The 18,234-nt window shown below is 47.3% G+C and carries 8 protein-coding genes and 1 pseudogene; 6 read left to right on the forward strand and 3 right to left on the reverse strand.

The genetic code is table 11. The features are described 5' to 3' along the window. Both BM100_RS13125 and xerC read left to right on the forward strand, forming a co-directional pair. Nucleotides 1-1,545: PAS domain-containing protein (locus BM100_RS13125; RefSeq protein WP_244896538.1), on the forward strand; the 1,545-nt coding region annotated here is incomplete at its 5' end. Then, nucleotides 1,532-2,658, forward strand: a pseudogene (gene xerC, locus BM100_RS13130) (site-specific tyrosine recombinase XerC). The gene BM100_RS13125 and the pseudogene xerC, both read left to right, overlap by 14 nt. A 356-nt stretch (nucleotides 2,659-3,014) precedes the next feature. Here xerC and BM100_RS13135 read toward each other — a convergent pair. Then, entirely contained in the window at nucleotides 3,015-3,209 is a 195-nt protein-coding gene (locus BM100_RS13135; protein ID WP_092511662.1) for a hypothetical protein, read from the reverse strand. 175 nt (nucleotides 3,210-3,384) lie between these two features. Here BM100_RS13135 and BM100_RS23075 point away from each other — a divergent pair, with 175 nt between their 5' ends. The 4 genes from BM100_RS23075 to BM100_RS13155 all read left to right on the forward strand — a co-directional run bounded on the left by BM100_RS23075 (nucleotide 3,385) and on the right by BM100_RS13155 (nucleotide 7,098). Then, nucleotides 3,385-4,350 carry a hypothetical protein gene (locus BM100_RS23075; RefSeq protein WP_175494958.1) on the forward strand — a complete coding sequence of 322 codons (966 nt, stop codon included), beginning with the start codon at nucleotides 3,385-3,387 and terminating at the stop codon, nucleotides 4,348-4,350. 2 nt (nucleotides 4,351-4,352) lie between these two features. Continuing rightward, on the forward strand, nucleotides 4,353-4,664 hold the full coding sequence (locus BM100_RS13150) for a hypothetical protein (RefSeq protein ID WP_092511664.1): 312 nt from the start codon (nucleotides 4,353-4,355) through the stop codon (nucleotides 4,662-4,664). 452 nt (nucleotides 4,665-5,116) lie between these two features. Then, nucleotides 5,117-5,263: a hypothetical protein gene (locus tag BM100_RS23080; RefSeq protein ID WP_169924727.1), complete on the forward strand. Its 147-nt coding sequence runs from the start codon at nucleotides 5,117-5,119 to the stop codon at nucleotides 5,261-5,263. Nucleotides 5,264-6,081: 818 nt separating this feature from the next. Then, nucleotides 6,082-7,098, forward strand: a complete 1,017-nt coding sequence (locus tag BM100_RS13155) for a glycosyltransferase family 9 protein (RefSeq protein WP_244896539.1) — start codon at nucleotides 6,082-6,084, stop codon at nucleotides 7,096-7,098. Nucleotides 7,099-7,392: 294 nt separating this feature from the next. Here the strand turns inward: BM100_RS13155 and BM100_RS23610 are convergent, their stop codons facing one another. Both BM100_RS23610 and BM100_RS13170 read right to left on the reverse strand, forming a co-directional pair. Beyond that, entirely contained in the window at nucleotides 7,393-8,964 is a 1,572-nt protein-coding gene (locus tag BM100_RS23610) for a hypothetical protein (protein ID WP_244590658.1), read from the reverse strand. A gap of 466 nt (nucleotides 8,965-9,430) precedes the next feature. Next, nucleotides 9,431-18,232 carry a non-ribosomal peptide synthetase gene (locus tag BM100_RS13170; protein ID WP_092511666.1) on the reverse strand — a complete coding sequence of 2,934 codons (8,802 nt, stop codon included), beginning with the start codon at nucleotides 18,230-18,232 and terminating at the stop codon, nucleotides 9,431-9,433. Nucleotides 18,233-18,234 lie beyond the last annotated feature (2 nt).

Genomic DNA, 18,234 nt, shown 5'->3' on the forward strand with positions numbered 1-18,234 from the left:
GCGGCGGTCTCGCGCAAGCTGGATAAACCGCTGGCTGTGTTAATCCAGAGCAGCAGTGCGGCAGGCAAAAGCAGCCTGATGGATGCGGTGCTCAACCTGATGCCGGATGAAGAGCGTATCCAGTACTCGGCGATGACCGGGCAAAGCCTGTATTACCTCGGCGAAACCAGCCTGCAACACAAGATACTGGCTATCGCCGAAGAAGAGGGGGTACGGCAGGCGGCCTATGCGCTCAAGCTGTTACAGTCGGACGGGGAGCTGAAAATCGCGTCAACGGGTAAGAATGAGCAGAGCGGCGAGCTGGTGACGCGGGAATACAAGGTGCAAGGCCCGGTGATGCTGATGTTAACGACCACGGCGATCGATGTGGATGAAGAGCTGTTGAACCGCTGTCTGGTGCTCACCGTCAATGAATCGCGCGAGCAAACGCAGGCTATCCACGCCATGCAGCGGCACCGCCAAACGCTGGAAGGGTTGCTGGCTGACAGCGAGAAAGGGTATCTGACAAAGTTGCACCAAAACGCCCAGCGGTTGTTACGGCCGCTTAAGGTGGTCAATCCTTACGCCCATCAACTCACCTTTTTAAGCGACAAAACGCGGATGCGACGCGACCATATGAAATACCTGACGCTGATACAGGCCATCGCCCTGCTGCACCAGTACCAGCGGGAGGTGAAGACAGCGAACCATCGTGGGCAGGTTATCGAATATATCGAAGTCATCCAAGACGATATCGTACTGGCTAACCAACTGGCTCATGAGGTGCTGGGGCGCACGCTGGATGAAATGCCGCCGCAGACGCGCAAGTTGCTGTTGCTGATACAGGACATGGTGAGAGAGCAAGCGCAACGTCAGCACTGCCAACCCAACGAAATCCGTTTTACCCGGCGGGATATCCGTGACTTCACGCACTGGAGCGACAGCCAGTTAAAGAACCACTGCCAACGGCTCACTGAAATGGAATACCTGCTGTTACACGGCGGCAGCCGGGGGCACCTGCTGCGCTATGAACTGCTGTGGGATGGGGAAGACAACGGCGCGGCGCATCTGTGTGGCCTGTTGGACGTCGGAGGAACGGCAAGGGAAATGACGGGCGATGAACGAAAGTCTGACCTGAAGGAGAGCAAGTCTACGCCAAGTCTGGGTCAAGTCTGGCCGAAGTCTGGGGAAGAGAAAACCGCCCCCGACCAGACAGGGCAAGGGCGGAATGACGTTCAAGTCTGGGCAGATGAAAATACAGTAATAAAAGGCAAAAAGAAAACGGTGCCGTTGTCACTCCCCGAAGGGGAACACACGGCACAACCGGATATCACCGGCGATGATGGCAAGTCTGGGGTAAAGGCAGGTAAGTCTGCGCCAAGTCTGGGGCAAGTTCGGGTTAAGTCTGGGCAACAAAAAGCCCGTTCAGCACAGACAGGACAAGGGCAAAATGACGTTCAAGTCTGGGCAGAGGAAAATGCAGTAATTAACCGCAAAAATAAAAAAGTCTCGCTGCCCACTGCCCATTCGCAGACCGAAACGGAGGTGAATAATGGCAAACCGTAAACCGCGCAAGGGCAGCTTCCTGAGCGTTGATGAGGTGTACCGTAAGCCGGTCGGTCCGGCGCATGACCCGAAAAGCCTGTATGCCTTGCTGCTGCGCTTTGTGACGTGGCGGCGGGAGCGGAACTGGTCAGAGACTACGCTGAAAGTGCAGACCCACCATGCCTACCACTTTATCCTGTGGGCCACGGAGCGGGGCTTGTACTATGCCGCCGATATCACCCGACCCATCCTGGAGCGCTACCAGCGTCACCTGTTCCTGTACCGCAAGAAGAACGGTGAGCCGTTAAGTACCCGAACCCAGCGCACCCAGTTACAGCCGTTGCAGGTGTGGTTCAAATGGCTGACGAAACAGAACCTGATACTGGCGAATCCGGCGGCGGATCTGGAACTGCCCCGGGAAGAAAAGCGGTTGCCACGCTATATCCTGAGCATCGACGAAATGGAAGCCATCCTGAACCAGCCGGACTTAACCACGTTGCAAGGCGTGCGAGACCGGGCACTGATGGAGTTGTTCTGATCAACGGGTATCCGGCGCGGGGAAGTGGTCAGGCTGGATGTCTACAGTGTGGATGCATCGCGCAAAACCCTGACCATCCGGCAGGGCAAAGGGAATAAAGATCGGGTACTGCCCATCGGGGAACGGGCGCTGGGCTGGCTGCTGTATTACCAGAACGAAATCCGGCCACAACTGCTGGTCAATCCTGATGTCAAAGCGTTGTTCGTGGCGATGGACGGGCAGGATGGCTTGCAGGCCAACGGCATCAGCAATATGGTGACCGCCTACATCAAAGCCGTGGGGATCGAGAAAAAAGGGGCGTGCCACCTGTTCCGGCCGCGATGGCTACACAGATGCTGGAAAATGGCGCTGATCTGCGCTGGATACAGGCGATGCTGGGACACGCGAGTGTCGAATCGACGCAAATCTATACGCAGGTATCGATACGGGCATTACAGGCGGTTCATGCCAGCACTCATCCGGCTGAGCGGCAGACGGATGAGCCGCAGGATAATGACGACACCGGCTTGCTGGCTGACCTGTACGTCGAAGAGCACCCCGACACGGAAACCCCACCGGACAATCCCACGCCGACCTCAACCCCCAAATCTCGCTGACAATCCGCAAGCCCCCGTTGAGTTGAGCAGGGTTCGGCGCGGGGGCAGACCGTGGCCGGACTGCCCGTCAGCCCCGGTGCGGCGGGGGTAAATAGGCAATGGCCGGCCTGACCTCAAGTGTCCCCGTTCCGTCTGGCGTGGCCGGGCAAAGCCTATTCAACATAATGTCGGGGAATTATACGCACTGCGCCGGGCAGCTTCCGGCGTTCACCTCCCCAACGCCAAGCGGCTTAATGCGTATAATACACATTATGTCAGGCGCCCCCGCTGTTCGGCCTCGCAGGGTGTGGCGCACAAGGCTGCGCCTTCTGCTCTAACCTCCTGAGCCAATCTTCGGCAAAAATCTGTGTTTTGCTTTAGCTGCCTTGCGGCGTCCGGCCAACATCCCTGAAGGCGGGTTGGCCTGCGCCTCCGGTTTTACCTCCCCCGCTGCACTGGCTACGCGCGGCTCGCACTGCGCTGCGCTCCGTTGCTCGTTGCCGTGCTTGCCATTTCAGCCCCGTGCAGCCCCCTGAGGGGGCTTCCCTGGCACAAAAGTTGCTGCCATGCAAACCGTGCGCCCGTTGCCGAACAGAGCGCTAAACTGAAACCCGGGCATCGGGAAAAGCCGGTGTTCAAGGGCAAAAAGTGCGTCAGGGGTTTTTGGGTTCAGCCGCGAGAATGCATCAGAAAAACTGGCCTATAACTTGCTAAATATGTAGGGAAAATCGATATTCGTCGGCCAACTTGACACTGAAGGGCGTTGTTACCGCCCAAAACGCCGTCGACCACAATGCGTTGGCTTCCCGAGATATGGGTGATTGCAGTACGTTGTCACCGGAAGCGTGTGGCAAAGCGAAAGAGCTGAGCCAGCGTATTCTGGATAAAGGTCTGCCGTCAGTGGAGGACATGCGCGGTAAACTGGCATCGTGTCAGGATGACAGCTGCCGTAAAGGGATTTGGACAGAATACCGGCGGGCCAGTGACGCCACCATTAACACCCTGAAACAGAAGGAGTTGAATGGTGAGTTAAGCCGTGAAGAGCTGGCCTTTATCAACAATGATTTGGACAGAAAACTAGCGGTCTCGGGCTATCGAGCCAATGACAAGCTAGGCCGTTCAGAGCAGAGCAGTTGGCTAAATGGTGGCGGTGAGCCACTCTCCGGGTTCTTCAACACGGAATTGAGGCAGAAAGAACGGGAGAATGCAGGATTATCCCCAACAGATGCCGCGCAGTATGTGAAAGAAGAACAGCGGAATTTGATGGTGTTGGAAACAGCGGCGGGAGTTATTGGGGCAAAAGCCAGTAATAAGGTTCAGACAAATTCATCGTCAAAAGTTTCTTATTCTAATACTGATGTTTGGAAAGGATCAGTTGTTCAGTCAAGAGTCAATGTTAGAACGGGAGATAGTTCAACGGGGTCTGGTTTGGATTATGCATGGAAAAAGCATGGTGGTAATTGGGGTGCAAACAAATCTCATTTCACTGTTAATAAGGATGAATTAAAGGTTATTCTCCAGTCAGACCGTGTAGTTACAACACCAGTACACTATTCTCAGACGACAGGAAATTATATGCGTTTTGTTGATATGGGGCGTCCAATAGGAATTGATGCAAAGAGCGGGGGAAATCCTACTTCTGTAATGACTGTGATTACAGATAAAAAAGGAAATCTAGTCAATACTTTTCCTGGCAGAACATCGGTTAACTGATTATGTATACGTTTGTATTGTGGGATACGGATAAATATCAGCCAATTAGGCTGATTGAAAAACACGCAGGAAATGAATTTTTTTTAGTTCAAACTGATAGGGAGAAGTATCCTCTTCTGTCTGAGCTGTCGGACTGTGATGAAGAATTTTATAATGGTAATGAAATCTTACAAATTCTACTAACAGAAATTAGTGAGATACAAAAAGGGGTCAATGACACAGAAACACATATTTATTTTCAACGAATTATTGAATTGATTCTAGAGGCGATTAATACAAACAAGAGTGTGGTGATCACTCCATTTGCAGATTAAGTTAAATTATCTCTCTAATTTAAAATTAATTTTTTGATTAAACATTGCAGTAGATTCATATATTGCTGCAATGTTTTGCTATAGAAAACTGAAATTAGCTTCCCACCTGTATGAACTGCACCTTAATTAGTTATGTCTAACTTTTGCGTCTCAGCCAGTTTGCGGCAAAAAAACTCTTTCTGCTTTAGTGGCTATACCACCGTCCGGCCGCTATTCACCCGTTGCCGAAAGGGCGCTACACTGAAACCCGGGCATCGGGCAAAACGGGTGTTCAGGGGCCAAAAGTGCATTAGGGGTTTTTGAGTTCCGCGGTGAAAATGCATCGGCAAAGACAATATGTAACTGTATGATTTAACAAGTAAAATAAGTGTTATTCTGTGAAATTCGCACTGAAATGAGTTGTTGTTGAGCATAACGCGCTGGCCTCCCGAAATATTGGTGATTGCAGCACGATGTCACCAGAAGCCTGCGGCAAAGCGAAAGAGCTGAGCCAACGCATTTTGGATAAAGGTATGCCGTCAGTTGAAGACATGCGCGATAAACTGGCGGCTTGTCAGGATGACAGCTGCCGCAAGGGCCTCTGGACGGAATACCGGTAGGCCAATGATGCGACCAATACCCTGAATCAGATGGCAGTGAATGGCGAACTGAATCGTTAAGAACTGGTTTTATCAATCATGAGTTGGGTAAAGAGCTGGAGAATGCAGGGTTATCCCTAACAGATGCGCATAGTATGTAAATTTAGAACGATCGTGGAAAAACTTGATGGCGGCCAGAGTCAGTAAATGCCAAAAATATACCAAGGTTGTGTTTAAGAATGATGGCCATGTGAGAGAAAAGTAACTCGTTGGTAGGAATACAATCTGCAAGTAGAAAAAACATCTTTGGGTCATATTTGTCATGGCTCCTATTCCCCGCGCCCAACAATGTAGAATGCAAAGAGAAATTCAATGCATATCCGATAAAAAATTATACCCGCAGGCTTGTTGCTATCCTGTTGCTACACAAAAAAACGATTGTAAATATCAGAGGCATTACCGGAGCTTTTTGTTCTTCAATTAAATAATTATCGAACGATTGTTTCATCAGTTCACTGAAGGGGGAATAAACTCTTTAACAACCTTACCGATGGATGGCGCTTAAACAGTTCATTTCCAGTGAGCTGTTGATCTCAAAATGGAATTAATTTTTGGCAAAATCAGCGATATAAAACTAAAGTATTCCAAGATGATGACGAAACCACATTCAGGCACTGTTAAAACCGTTCTAAACTTTTCACCTAATTTTGAGCGTATTAGGGCGAGTTAGAACCGTATAATTGCGCTTATGGGGTTTGGTTGTCTCCAATGAGTATTTTACTTGTCCAATTAACATAATGGCCCCTACATATATACTATAAGAAAGATAAATTTTAAAAATGGATATGAAAAAACAGCGTATTTTGATAATAAGAATAGATTTTCTTGGCGATATGATATGCACAACACCGCTGATTCATGCCATAAAGAAAAAATTCCCAAATTCTGAACTTCATGTTTTAGCTAATAAATACAATGCGCCCATACTGGATAGAAATCCGGATGTTGCATTTGTTCATACTTATGTTTATAGCAAAAATCGTGAAAGAAATGTCCGTTCCGGAATATTCAGTTCGTTGATAAATAGGATTGCATTAATTTTCAAATTGCGAAGAATGCGCTTTGACATAGGAATCATTCCAAATGGCGGGTTGAATAAAAATAGCATTCAGTTTATTCGTCAATTAAATATACCCGATTGCCGCTGGCACACAAAGGAAAGTGAATTTGATGACAGGAATGTTGATCATGTCGCTAATCGGCCAATAAAGCATGAGGTTTTATCTGGATTTGATTTGATTCCTGAAATTGAAACACCTGAGATCAGTACATTAAAACCTTATGTCTATCCTGACCCGTTGTTACGTGACGAATGGATGAAGAAAATAGGTTCGGCAAACCAACCTAAAATAGGCCTGTTTATCTCGAATAATTCGAAAGACAGGAAGTTGGATATCAGTAAATGGGCTGACTTAGTCAGGTTGATAGGAAGTAGGGCTGAGTTTTTTATTTTTCATGATCAAAGTGAAGAAATAAAAAGACAGTATTTTTCTGACCTTCCAGTGCATTACCTTGATACCACAAACGTTCAAGATATGATTGCCGCCACTAGCTGCATGAACATGATTGTTTCAGCTGATAGTGCGCCGGTACATCTGTGTTCAGCATTACAGATACCGGTGGTATCTTTGTTTGAAAATAGGCCTGAAAAATATTTACGCTGGCATCCCCTTAATGTTGAAAATGTTCTTCTAAGGGAAGGAAAGATAGTGAATGACATTGATGTAATAAAAATACGTGATGCCGTTAATTTTTTATTGAAAAATATTACAGCCAAGGCTAACGGGAATATTTAAACAGAAATTTACCGTTTTATCTTCATTGCTTTTATTTAAATCGCAAATGAGGCTATAACACATTGCCTGTTCATGAGGTTATTGCAGAAAACGGAATTTAAAGCATGTCAGGCAAGGGGTAGCTTGTGGCTTCATTGTCCGCGGTATGTTTCATATAAACTAATAGTGGATGAATTTACTCATTGTCTTGCATAGGCTTCTGGCTTTTTGCACTTATAAGTCAATATGTTTTTATTTGTAACAAAGCCGCCCGAAGGCGGCCAGCTGAATAATATCGCCGCATTTCAAATTGTATCAGGCCCGTTGTTCTTTGAGTGGCTTGGCACGATCTTGATAAGACTTGATGGCGACCAGATACTGGTTAGTACCAATGTAGAGGTCGCCATTTTTGTTGAAATAAATGCCGCCATACTCATGACAGTAATTAACCCCTCTGCCGAGAGGGATTTGCCAGATAACCCGGCCATCAAAAGAGTCAAGTGCACTAACGTAGTACATTCCTCCTTTTGACGCTGAAATATCATCTGACCAATTGCAGGTGTGCGCGAAAATGATACCGCTTCCACGACAAAGCATGTTCATCGCGTAAAAATGAACATCCGGCACAGTCCATACTTTTTCATCGGGTTGTGTAATCTTTGTCTGATCAATTCGGATCATTTCCATGCCGGGAGCATTAGGAACTAATTGTGAGAACGGCCATGTTGGATAGTGACCAAAATTATTTTCAACGACAAAGGTATCTCCGACACCAATTAACGACGCTTCATCAGCACTTCTTTTTTCTAAAAAACACGGTGTTTCGGAGATGATACTGCCATCCTCACGATTACAAACTAATACGTTCAAGCGGGGATCGTCATTATCGGTGATAGCAACCAATTCAGTCCCATTTTCCATTTTAGTCAGTGTCGGCGTTGTTCCTGAACCAATATTTTTCTGACCCGGTTTCATGTATCCGGCATTCTTGTAAGGAGTCTTCCAGCGAATGGTAATCGCATTGTCTTCCAGACCGAATGCCCACAGATATCCTTTTGTCGATGCGTTCTTGTTATCAATGCCATTGGTGACGATATATGCCCCTTTCTCGTCAACAGCGAATGTATTGTTATTCCACTGTTTTTCCAGCTTCATCGCATCAATCAGCTCTGTGTTTCCATTGATTGGATCTATTTGGACAACTGCCATCCATGCGGGAGACGTGAGGGTGCTATTTGGATAATTCTGATAGTTATATTCACCTGAAATCAGGCACCAATAAAGATTCGGGCGATTTTCATCCCAAACCGGCAGTGATGAGTAAAGGGTATTGCCTTCGGCTGATTGTGTGACGAGTTCGACGATATTACTGCTCTGCCAGTTTGGCATGAGCGGGTAAATTTCACCCTCTCTCGGTTGCACATTCTCTGTTGGATAGCTGACGATTTGGTTATCCTGGACAACAATCGTGTTGTTTTTGTCGTCGAGATAGAAATAACCGCCGCTGAAAGTATTGTTGGAAAGCTCGCCCGCAGGAGTGGCTGAAATGATGTTGCAATTCTCATCGAACACCACTACCCAAAACTGGGATGATGTATAATCCAGCGATACACCAATCATTTGATTATGACTGTTACAAACCATATTTGGTGTATATCCGAAAGGATTATATTGCTCGATAAGTAGGAGATTGTCACTTACCGGGCCGTTGAGCGATACGGACTCAGAACACCAGCTATCTTGATGCGGGCTGCCGAAATCATTCGGTGCCATCCACGGATTTTGTGGAATGATGTGATCAGCAAAACGATTCAGTGTGCTTTGTGCGGCGGGAACGCGGAACAGCTCTTCTTTCCTCATCGGAACGATATGATTGTATGGATTCATGGTTAGGCCTGTATTTGTGTTGGATTGAAAATGCCAATCCCGGTATTCAGGATCGGAATGTTGAATCTTGAATCATGCTTTACAGTCAGCCATTCGAATTTTTTGTTGTGGGGGTAGGGAATTATTCTCAATTATTACTTAAGCAATCTCATTTATTGGGCTGACTTAAGACGAAGTTTTATATTTATAAAAAAGGGATAAAAGGTAAATTATAAAAATAAAAAGAATATTATACTTTTTATATCTTTTAAAAAGGAATATTAATCTTTTTTTTGTTACAGTTCATTCTCAGTAAGTACAAAAAACCATTCCAAGATTATGTTTGGCAGTGGTGGTTTTTATATTGGGAAAACAGAGTAATGATAGGAAATAGTTTGCTGTAAATTACAATTATCTTATGAAATCAATGCAATAGAAAAAAATAAAGCCAGCATTAACTGGCTTTATTAAGATACCTCAAGAAAACTTATTCATTATTTATTGAGGATAATGCACTGAGGATTTCCCCATTAATGATGGAAACGTAATTAATAATGTTTTCATGATAACTATCTTCAACTAAGATAACCTTCAATGGCGTATTAATCCATTGTGGGATATTATTGTCCGGTATTTTTCTGAGTAATTGATTTATCAACAAATCAACACCTTCTTTATGGAGAGGGTTTATTTTCCCAGCTTTAAATAGAGTGACTTTTGAATGTGTCAATTTTCCACTTAAATCACAATTAACTATCTTTCCTTCGACAGGAACAATCTCCAAAGCTTTATTGATGTAAGTATCGTTTGCCCCTTTTTCATGTAGCATATTGGTGATTTTTTTGTATATGGATGGCATATCCAAATGACTTCTAAGTTTTTTTATCTCATCATTATTCATGATGGTGTCTAATAAAAATAACTGAATATCCCTTGCTCCGACTCTCTCAAGCTGAAAAGCAATTTCCATCGCCAACTGTCCGCCCAATGACCAGCCTAAAATACGGATAGGTTCATCAATGGATGTTTCAGTCAGCATTAACTTCATGTAGAGCTGTGCTATTTGTTGCAATGAGTCGATGTGTTCATCGGTACAAAGATTATAATTATCGATACCAATACAGTTATAGGTATCAGATAAGGTATTTGCCAGAGGCTCATAAACTTCACTGCCACAGTTGGCGGCATGGATCATAAATAATTTATTTTTCGCCGTCGATTTTGGCGTTAAGTAATTCAGTAAACTGGATTTTAAATGCCCTGACTCCAGCCACTCCGATAATAACGAAATCGATTTATAGTTAAACAGGATGTTTAAAGGAATTTCCACCCCCAATTGATTTCGCATGGCGGTAGTCAATTTGATTGCCATCAGGGAGTTACCGCCAATGCGGAAGAAATTATCTTCAATGCCAACCTGCTCTAAATCCAATACCTCTTGCCAGACAGCACATAACTGGTTTTCCAGTTCATTGCGTGGCGCAACATAATTGTTCCGATTTCCCCAGACAGGTTCTGGCAGGGCATGGCGGTCCAATTTGCCGTTCAGGGTTAATGGCACGCCGTCAATGCGGGTAAAGCTGGCGGGAACCATGTATTCCGGCAAACGGGCGGAAAGGTGTTTAATCAGGCTTTCATCAGACAGTTCGCCGTCTGCAACCTCGGCGACCAGATAGGCAGCAAGAATACGGTTCCCTTGATGTTCATGGTCAATCACCACGGCCTGTTTGACTTGTGGGTGTGTGGACAAGGCGGTTTCAATTTCCCCCAATTCAATGCGATAACCGCGGATTTTAATCTGAAAATCGTTGCGCCCCAGATATTCCAGATTCCCGTCCGCCAACCAGCGTACTCGATCGCCGGTTCTGTATAGACGGGTATAACCCCGGGCTTTGTCTTCGTCAGTAGCAAACGGATTATTGACAAAATATTTTTCCGTCAATTCCGGGTGATTCCAATAGCCACGGGCCAGCCCGGCACCACCGATATACAGCTCACCGGGAACACCGATGGGAGACAGTTCACCATGAGGAGTAAGCACATAGAGACGGGTATTATGGTGTGCTTTACCTATCGGGATATTGACACTGAGGTCATCAGTGACATCAAGGTGAGTGACATCAATGGTTGTTTCTGTCGGGCCATACAGATTAATTAATGTGCACGAATGACCATTTATGGCTCTGAAGGCGTTGACATGTGACATTGTCAACGCTTCTCCACCACACGGCACATAGCGGATGGAGCGGGGCAATTGCTGCCCGGCATCCCATACTGCCTGACAAAAAGCACCCAACATGGAAGGAACAAATTGAAGGACAGTTACACCGGTTTTTTGTATTAATTCATATAACACCTCAGGTTGTTTATGCACATCCGGCAATGGCATCACCAGACTGGCGCCGAACCAATAAGTGGCAATCAATTCCCAGACTGAGGCATCAAAAGTATAAGGGGTTTGTTGCAGGACTTTATCCGCAGTATTTAATGGATACTCGGATTGCATCCAACTGAGGTGATTAATAACGTTGCGATGAGTTAATTCAACGCCTTTCGGTTTTCCGGTCGTGCCGGAAGTATAAATTATGTATGCCAAATCCGTACTTTTATTCATTGGCACCAGATTTTTTGCTGGCTGGCCTCGGGTGACAGCGAGATCATCTGTGGCAATCAGTGCCGGCTGATGAGTTAGGGTGGATATGCATTGTTCCAGTGCCGGCAAATGGCGCTGCTGAGTCAGCACGCACGGGCTGTCCGTATCTTGCAGAATATACTGAACCCGCTCAGGTGGGTATTCAGGGGAAATGGGCACATAGGCACCACCGGCTTTCAGTACAGCCAGAATACTGACTACCATCTCCGGGCTGCGGTCGAGGTAGAGGGCGATTGGCGTGCCCGCTTGCATTGGCGTATGGTGCTGCTGCAAGTAGTTCTCGCGTATCACGGCGGCAAGCTGATTTGATTTTTCATTGAGTTGACGATAGGTCAGCATCTCCTCTTCGAATATCAACGCGACATTATCTGGATTCGTGGCTGCCTGGATTTCAAACTGTTGTTGTAACGTCTTATCCTGCGGATAGGGAACGTCAGTTTGGTTCCAAGTATGCAGCAAGATATGGCGTTCTTCTTCACTGAGGAACGAGACTGACGTATGTGGCTGGTATGGATCGCTGGCGACGGCATACAGGATACGCTCAATCTGACCAAGCAAGCGTTGCGCTTGTTTATTGGTTATCCATTCTTCACCATAACTCAGTGTGACTTTCAGACTGTTGTCCGGCTCATAAGCCATCAGTGACAAGGGATAATCGGTTTTTTCGATGGCATTGCGGAACGTTAATCTATTTTCGATACGGTTATTGATCTCGTTACCGCTTCCCCCGGCTGAATTATCGCCAATGACAGGGGCGGGGTAATTTTCAAAAACCAGCAAGGAATGGAATAAACGTTCTCCATCAGATTGTAAATTGGTGAGTGATACGGCGCTGTAGCTGTTGAGTGAAGCAATATCTTTCTGTATGTCTTGCAGCACGCTGATAATATTACTGGCTTTGTCCCACTGAACCATCAGCGGCAAGGTATTGATATACAAGCCAACACTGGATTCAATACCGGCTACCGGTACATCGCGACCGGATACCGTGGTGCCGACAATGGTTTGCTCATCGCCGGTGTAACTGTGCAGGAGTTTATGCCAGGCAAATTGCAACATGGCATTCAATGTAATGCCGTGTTCCCGGGACATTTTTTTCAGTCGCTGATAAATATCTCCTTGTAGGATGATCGTTTGCTCCATCGGGCTTTCTATCGATTTTATCTGTGCTAAATCAACATGATGACTTAACAAGGCAGAGAGGTCGTTTATGCCGTGGAATTGTGCCTTGCGTTCAACCCAATACGCTTCAACCGCTGACTTATGATTCAGATAGTATTGCTGGGCTGCCAGATAGGCATGATCAGCCTCGATTTGGGGAGTACGGCCTTGTGCCAGTTCATTGTAATACTCATGCACTGTTTGCAATAAAATCGGGTTGCTCCAGCCATCGATAATCGCGTGGTGTTTTGTGATCAGTACGGTGACCAGATGCTCATGCTGTTTAATGACGGTAAAACGAATTAATCCGGGCTGACTGAAATCAAACGGCAGGGTACGGTCATGCTGCTGGAGAGCATCAATCGCGCTGTTCCGTTCTTTTTCCGGCAGGTGGCTGATATCGCTGGTCGCGAAATTCTCCGCACGAATACTTGCGCCTTCGGTTGCAATTTGCAGCACCTCTTTGTCCCAGTTAAATGCGGTTCTGAGAATGGGAAAACGCAGTGAAGCCAGCGCCCATGCTTGTTGATAAGCAGTAATATTCAAATTGGCATGATAATCCAGCATCAGTTGCACGCGGTAAGCATCGTCTTGCGGCTGGGATAAGTGATGATAAATAAACCCTTGTTGCAAGCTGGTGGCAGGATACAGCGCTTCAATCCGGTATTTCTGCTGAAGGTGACGCAACAGCGGAATAGAAATCCCTTCAATGCCATAATCGCTTGGTGTTTTTATCCCTCCCGATTGCGCCTGTTGTTGACCTGCTGTGATGACCGCATGGAGTGCCTGTTCCAATGCGGTGATAAATACCGTTGTCTGTGCTTTCGGCAGACGGGAACCGATGTTGAATTGCAACGTGCCCGCTTGGATCAAGCCGTTAATATTCATCAGCAAGTGGCTATGATTATCGCCAGCTACCGCAATTCCGCATTCATCGCTGGTCAGTGACCAATTTTGACCGTTTTCTCCACCCAACTGACCGAGGTAATTGAAACTGATCGCAGGCAGTTCTCCGCCCAGATATCCGGCCTGACGCAGTGCGCCATAGCCAATGCCTTTATTTGGCACTGCACGGAGCATCTCTTTGGTATGAATAATCGTCTCAGCAATATCGTCTTGCATAGTCAGACGAACCGGATACACGGTGGTAAACCAGCCCACGGTTTCCGAGACATCCAATGTGTCATCAATGGCTTCCCGACCGTGGCCTTCAAGTGTGATGTGGTTGACGGGACTTGAGAAAACGGCTTGTAATGCCAGTGTGAGTGCACTGAGCAGTAAATCATTAATTTCAGTCTGATAACCCGAATTGGCTTCACGTAGCAGGATATCAGTCAGTTCAGCGGAAATGTCCAGCGTGTGGTGACTGGCTTCGCCTGAAACCGGATGAGCGGAGTTTCCTGCAACAACTTGCTGCCAGTAGGCAATTTCCCGTTGCTGGTTTTCTGCATTATAAGCATAGTGGTGAACGGCATTGACCCATTGCCGGTAGCTGCTGGTTTTCGCCGGCAGCGCTTCACCTTGCAATAGTCGGCGTATATCTTCAGCAATGATCCGCCATGATACGACGTCAATAATCAGGTGATGAAATGCGAAAAATAGGCGGGCGCTGCCATCCGCATATCCGGTCAGGTGACCCGCTTGCCACAATGGCCCTGTAGAGTAATTAAAGCCACTTTGCCATTGGGTTAATTGCTGCTGTTTCTCAACTTCATTCAATGTGCTGACATCACAATGCAGCAATGAGGGAAGCCAGGACGGCATGCTGGCGGAATAACACTGGCGATGCTTCTGAATTATTCCGGCAGGGGTTGTGGTATCAGGGGTGGCCGTGCTGAAGTTGGCGCGTAGTATGTCATGCCGTTCGGTCAGGGAGATTAACACCTGCTCAATTGCAGCATGATTGATATCACCGGGCAGACGGATCATGAATGCCTGATTCCAGTGATGTGGGCTAGGCAAGTTCCAATTGAAGAAGTCCTGCTGGATAGGTAACAGATCAAACTCTCCGTTCAACAGTCCTTGCTCTGCAACGATTTTTTCTGTAGCAGCAGTCTGGAGCAACAATTGTGATAATTGAGCCACGGTCGGTGCTTCAAAAATCGATTTAACCTGAAGGGAAAAACCCGCCTGACGCAGTTTGGAAACCAATTGAATGCTGACAATCGAATCCCCGCCAATGCGGAAAAAGTTATCCTCTATGCCTATGCGTTCTAGCCTCAAGACGTCTTGCCAAAGGGCACACAGCTGAGTTTCCAGCGCATTGCGCGGAGCAACATAATTATCGTGATCCCCCAAGACGGGTTTGGGCAGGGCATGGCGATCCACTTTGCCGTTTCGGGTCAGAGGCAGAGTTTCGATACAGGTAAAACTGGCGGGGATCATGTATTCCGGCAGCCGATCAGATAAGTGCTTGATCAAAATCTCATCTGACAATGCCCCTTCGGTGATCAGATAAGCGGCCAGCCCTTTATGGCCGTTGTAATCATAGTCAATCACGACCGCCTGTTTGACTTGCGGGTGGGAAGTCAGGACATTTTCGATTTCTCCCAGTTCAATGCGGAAACCGCGCAGCTTGACCTGAAAATCATTGCGGCTCAGGTATTCAATATTGCCATCAGGCAACCAGCGGGCGAGATCGCCGGTTTTGTACATTCTGGCTTCTGGCTGTGGCGAGAACGGATCAGGGAGAAAACGTTCCGCTGTCAGTTCAGGGCGATTCAGATAACCGCGGGCAACGCCATCGCCGCCAATGTGGATCTCGCCGGCAGCGCCGACAGGAACGGGCTGGCCTTGTTGATCCAGAATATAGATGCGGGTATTGCTGATTGGCCGCCCGATGGGAAGTTTCCTGTCTTCATTTTCAATCAATGGAATTTCATAGGTTGTGGCGAACGTGGTTGTTTCTGTCGGCCCGTAAACATGCAGCAGGTGTTTTGGTGCATGTTCCGCTCTGAGACGAATGGCGGAACGGTGATCAGCCTGTTCGCCGCCGAACAGGACATAACGCAGGCCAGACAACGACGGCGCAATTAAGCCCGCATATTGGTTAAACAAGGCGGTGGTCAGGAACAGTGCGCTGACATTTTCCGATGACAGGCACTGACCAAATTCAGCGGGATGCAACAGGGTTTTTTCAGGGATCAGCAGAACGCGGGCACCATGTGTTAATCCGGACCAAACTTCCCAGGTCGCGGCATCAAATGAAATATTGGCACAATGGGCGATGCAATCATCGGGGCCAATGTCAGCAAAACCATTATTGTTGATCAGACGAAGTACACTGCGGTGTTCCACCATAACGCCTTTGGGCTGTCCGGTGGAGCCGGAAGTGTAAATAACGTAAGCCAGATGGCGCGACGTCAGCCCTAATTTTTGGGTATCGGGATTGGTGTCCGGCAGGGTTACAAGCAATGCTGCCTGCTTGTCGAGCAATACTGTGTTGTCATGCAGTCTTGCAGGTACGGAACCGCTCAATTTCTCGGCTTGCGCTGTCTGGGTCAGCAAAGCCACGGGGCCAGAATCTTCCAGCATATAGGCCAACCGTTCCGCCGGATAAGTCGGGTCAAGCGGTACGTAAGCCCCGCCAGCCTTGAGGATCGCAAGTATCCCCACGACCATCTCCGGGCTGCGTTCGAGACAAAGGGCTACCCGGTCATCCGGCCGCACGCCCAGCGCAATCAGGTGATGGGCCAGACGGTTGGCGCGCTGGTTAAGTTCGCCATAGCGGATCCTTTGTTCTGCAAATATGACGGCAATGGCATCAGGGCGTTGGGCAACCTGCGCCTCAAACTGTTGTTGCAGGGTCTTGTCCTGCGGATAAGGCGCTTCGGTTTGGTTCCAGTTGTCCAGCAGGGTATGGCGCTCTTCGTCACTGAGGAGGGTTATTGAGGTGTGTGGCTGGTTCGGATTATATGCCACCGCATGCAAAATGCGCTCGAGCTGGCACAGCAGGCGCTGGGCCTGTTTTTCCGTCAGCCAGTCTTCTCCATAACTGAATTTTATGACTAAACGGTTATCGTGTGTGTAAGCCATCAATAATACCGGATAATCCACTTTTTCGATGGCACGACGGAATGTCAGCGTATGTTCGATGCCTTCCTTGGTTTCACTCGCTGCGGGAATCGGGTAGTTTTCAAAAACCAGCAAACTGTGGAACAAGCGCTCGCCATTGGATTGCAGGCTTGATAGTGAAACGGCGCTGTGGCTGTTGAGGGCAGCGATATCTTGTTGGATGTTTTGCAAGACGGCCGCGATGCTGTCTGTCTGCTCCCATTGCACCATTAGCGGTAAGGTATTGATATACAGGCCAACGCTGGACTCAATGCCTTCCACCGGCACATCGCGTCCGGAAACAGTCGTGCCGACAATGGTTTGCTCATCGCCGGTATAGTTGTGCAGGAGTTTATTCCAGGCAAATTGCAATGCCACATTCAGGGTAATGCCTTGTTCCCGGCAAGTCTCCTTGAGTTGCTCGTAAGTGTTTCCCTGGATCGTGAGTATTTGCTCGGCGGGCTTTTCAATGGTTTTTATCTGCGCTAAATCAACGCGATGGCTTAATAAGGGCGACAAATCATTCATTCCGTGGGCGTTCATTGAGTAGAATTGTGATTTGCGCTCACGCCAATAAGCCTCGGTTTCAGCTTTATGATCCAGGTAATATTGCTGGGTTGCCAGATAGGCCTCATCGACCACTACCTGCGGGGAATGCCCCTGTATCAGTTCGTTGTAATACTCATGCACTGCCTGCAATAAAATCGGATAACTCCAGCCATCAATGATGCAATGATGCAAAGTGATCAGCACGGTTGTCAGTTGATCTTCCTGTTTGATAAAAGTGAAACGGACTAATCCGGGCCGGCTTAGATCAAACGGCAGGGTGCGATCATTTTGCTGGATAGCGTCAATGGCTGCATTTCGCTCTTTTTCTGCCAACTGGCTGATATCTTTGGTCGTAAAGTTCTTTGAATTAATGCTGGAGCCTGTAGTGATTAGCTGCAGTATTTTTCCTTTCCAGTCGAATGCGGTTCTGAGGATAGGAAAACGCAGTGAAGCCAAAGACCAAGCTTGCTGGTAAACCGCAAGATCCAAATGGGCGCGGTAATCCAGCAAGAGTTGTACACGATAGGCATCGTCTTGTGGTTGGGCCAAGTGATGGTAAACAAAGCCTTGCTGCAAGCTGGTGGCAGGAAATATCGCCGTGACCTTTTTTCTGGTCGATGTGGACGAATCAACGTGATTTTCGCTGTCTAGATTTTCATCAGCAATGTTTTCGTTGAAAATGAAATTGTTGAATTCATCTTCAGAGAAGATATTTTTTTCGTTTAAAAAATCGACTATGCTTTCTCTTCTTTGTTTTATCTTATCAATAAGTTGAACAGGTGGATTATCCCCTGTAAACGCCAGTTTTAACTTATTTTCACAGACCCAGACTGATACCTGATTTTTATTTAGTTCTTTAAATAGCATCAACATTT

The organism is Xenorhabdus mauleonii (genome assembly GCF_900113945.1).
Lineage (GTDB): Bacteria > Pseudomonadota > Gammaproteobacteria > Enterobacterales > Enterobacteriaceae > Xenorhabdus > Xenorhabdus mauleonii.

Coding starts and splice junctions, on each gene's coding strand:
- BM100_RS13150 (WP_092511664.1), top strand. CDS start 4,353: ATGTATACGTTTGTATTGTGGGATACGGATAAATATCAGCCAATTAGG.
- BM100_RS23080 (WP_169924727.1), top strand. CDS start 5,117: ATGTCACCAGAAGCCTGCGGCAAAGCGAAAGAGCTGAGCCAACGCATT.
- BM100_RS13155 (WP_244896539.1), top strand. CDS start 6,082: ATGGATATGAAAAAACAGCGTATTTTGATAATAAGAATAGATTTTCTT.
- BM100_RS23610 (WP_244590658.1), bottom strand. CDS start 8,964: ATGAATCCATACAATCATATCGTTCCGATGAGGAAAGAAGAGCTGTTC.
- BM100_RS13170 (WP_092511666.1), bottom strand. CDS start 18,232: ATGTTGATGCTATTTAAAGAACTAAATAAAAATCAGGTATCAGTCTGG.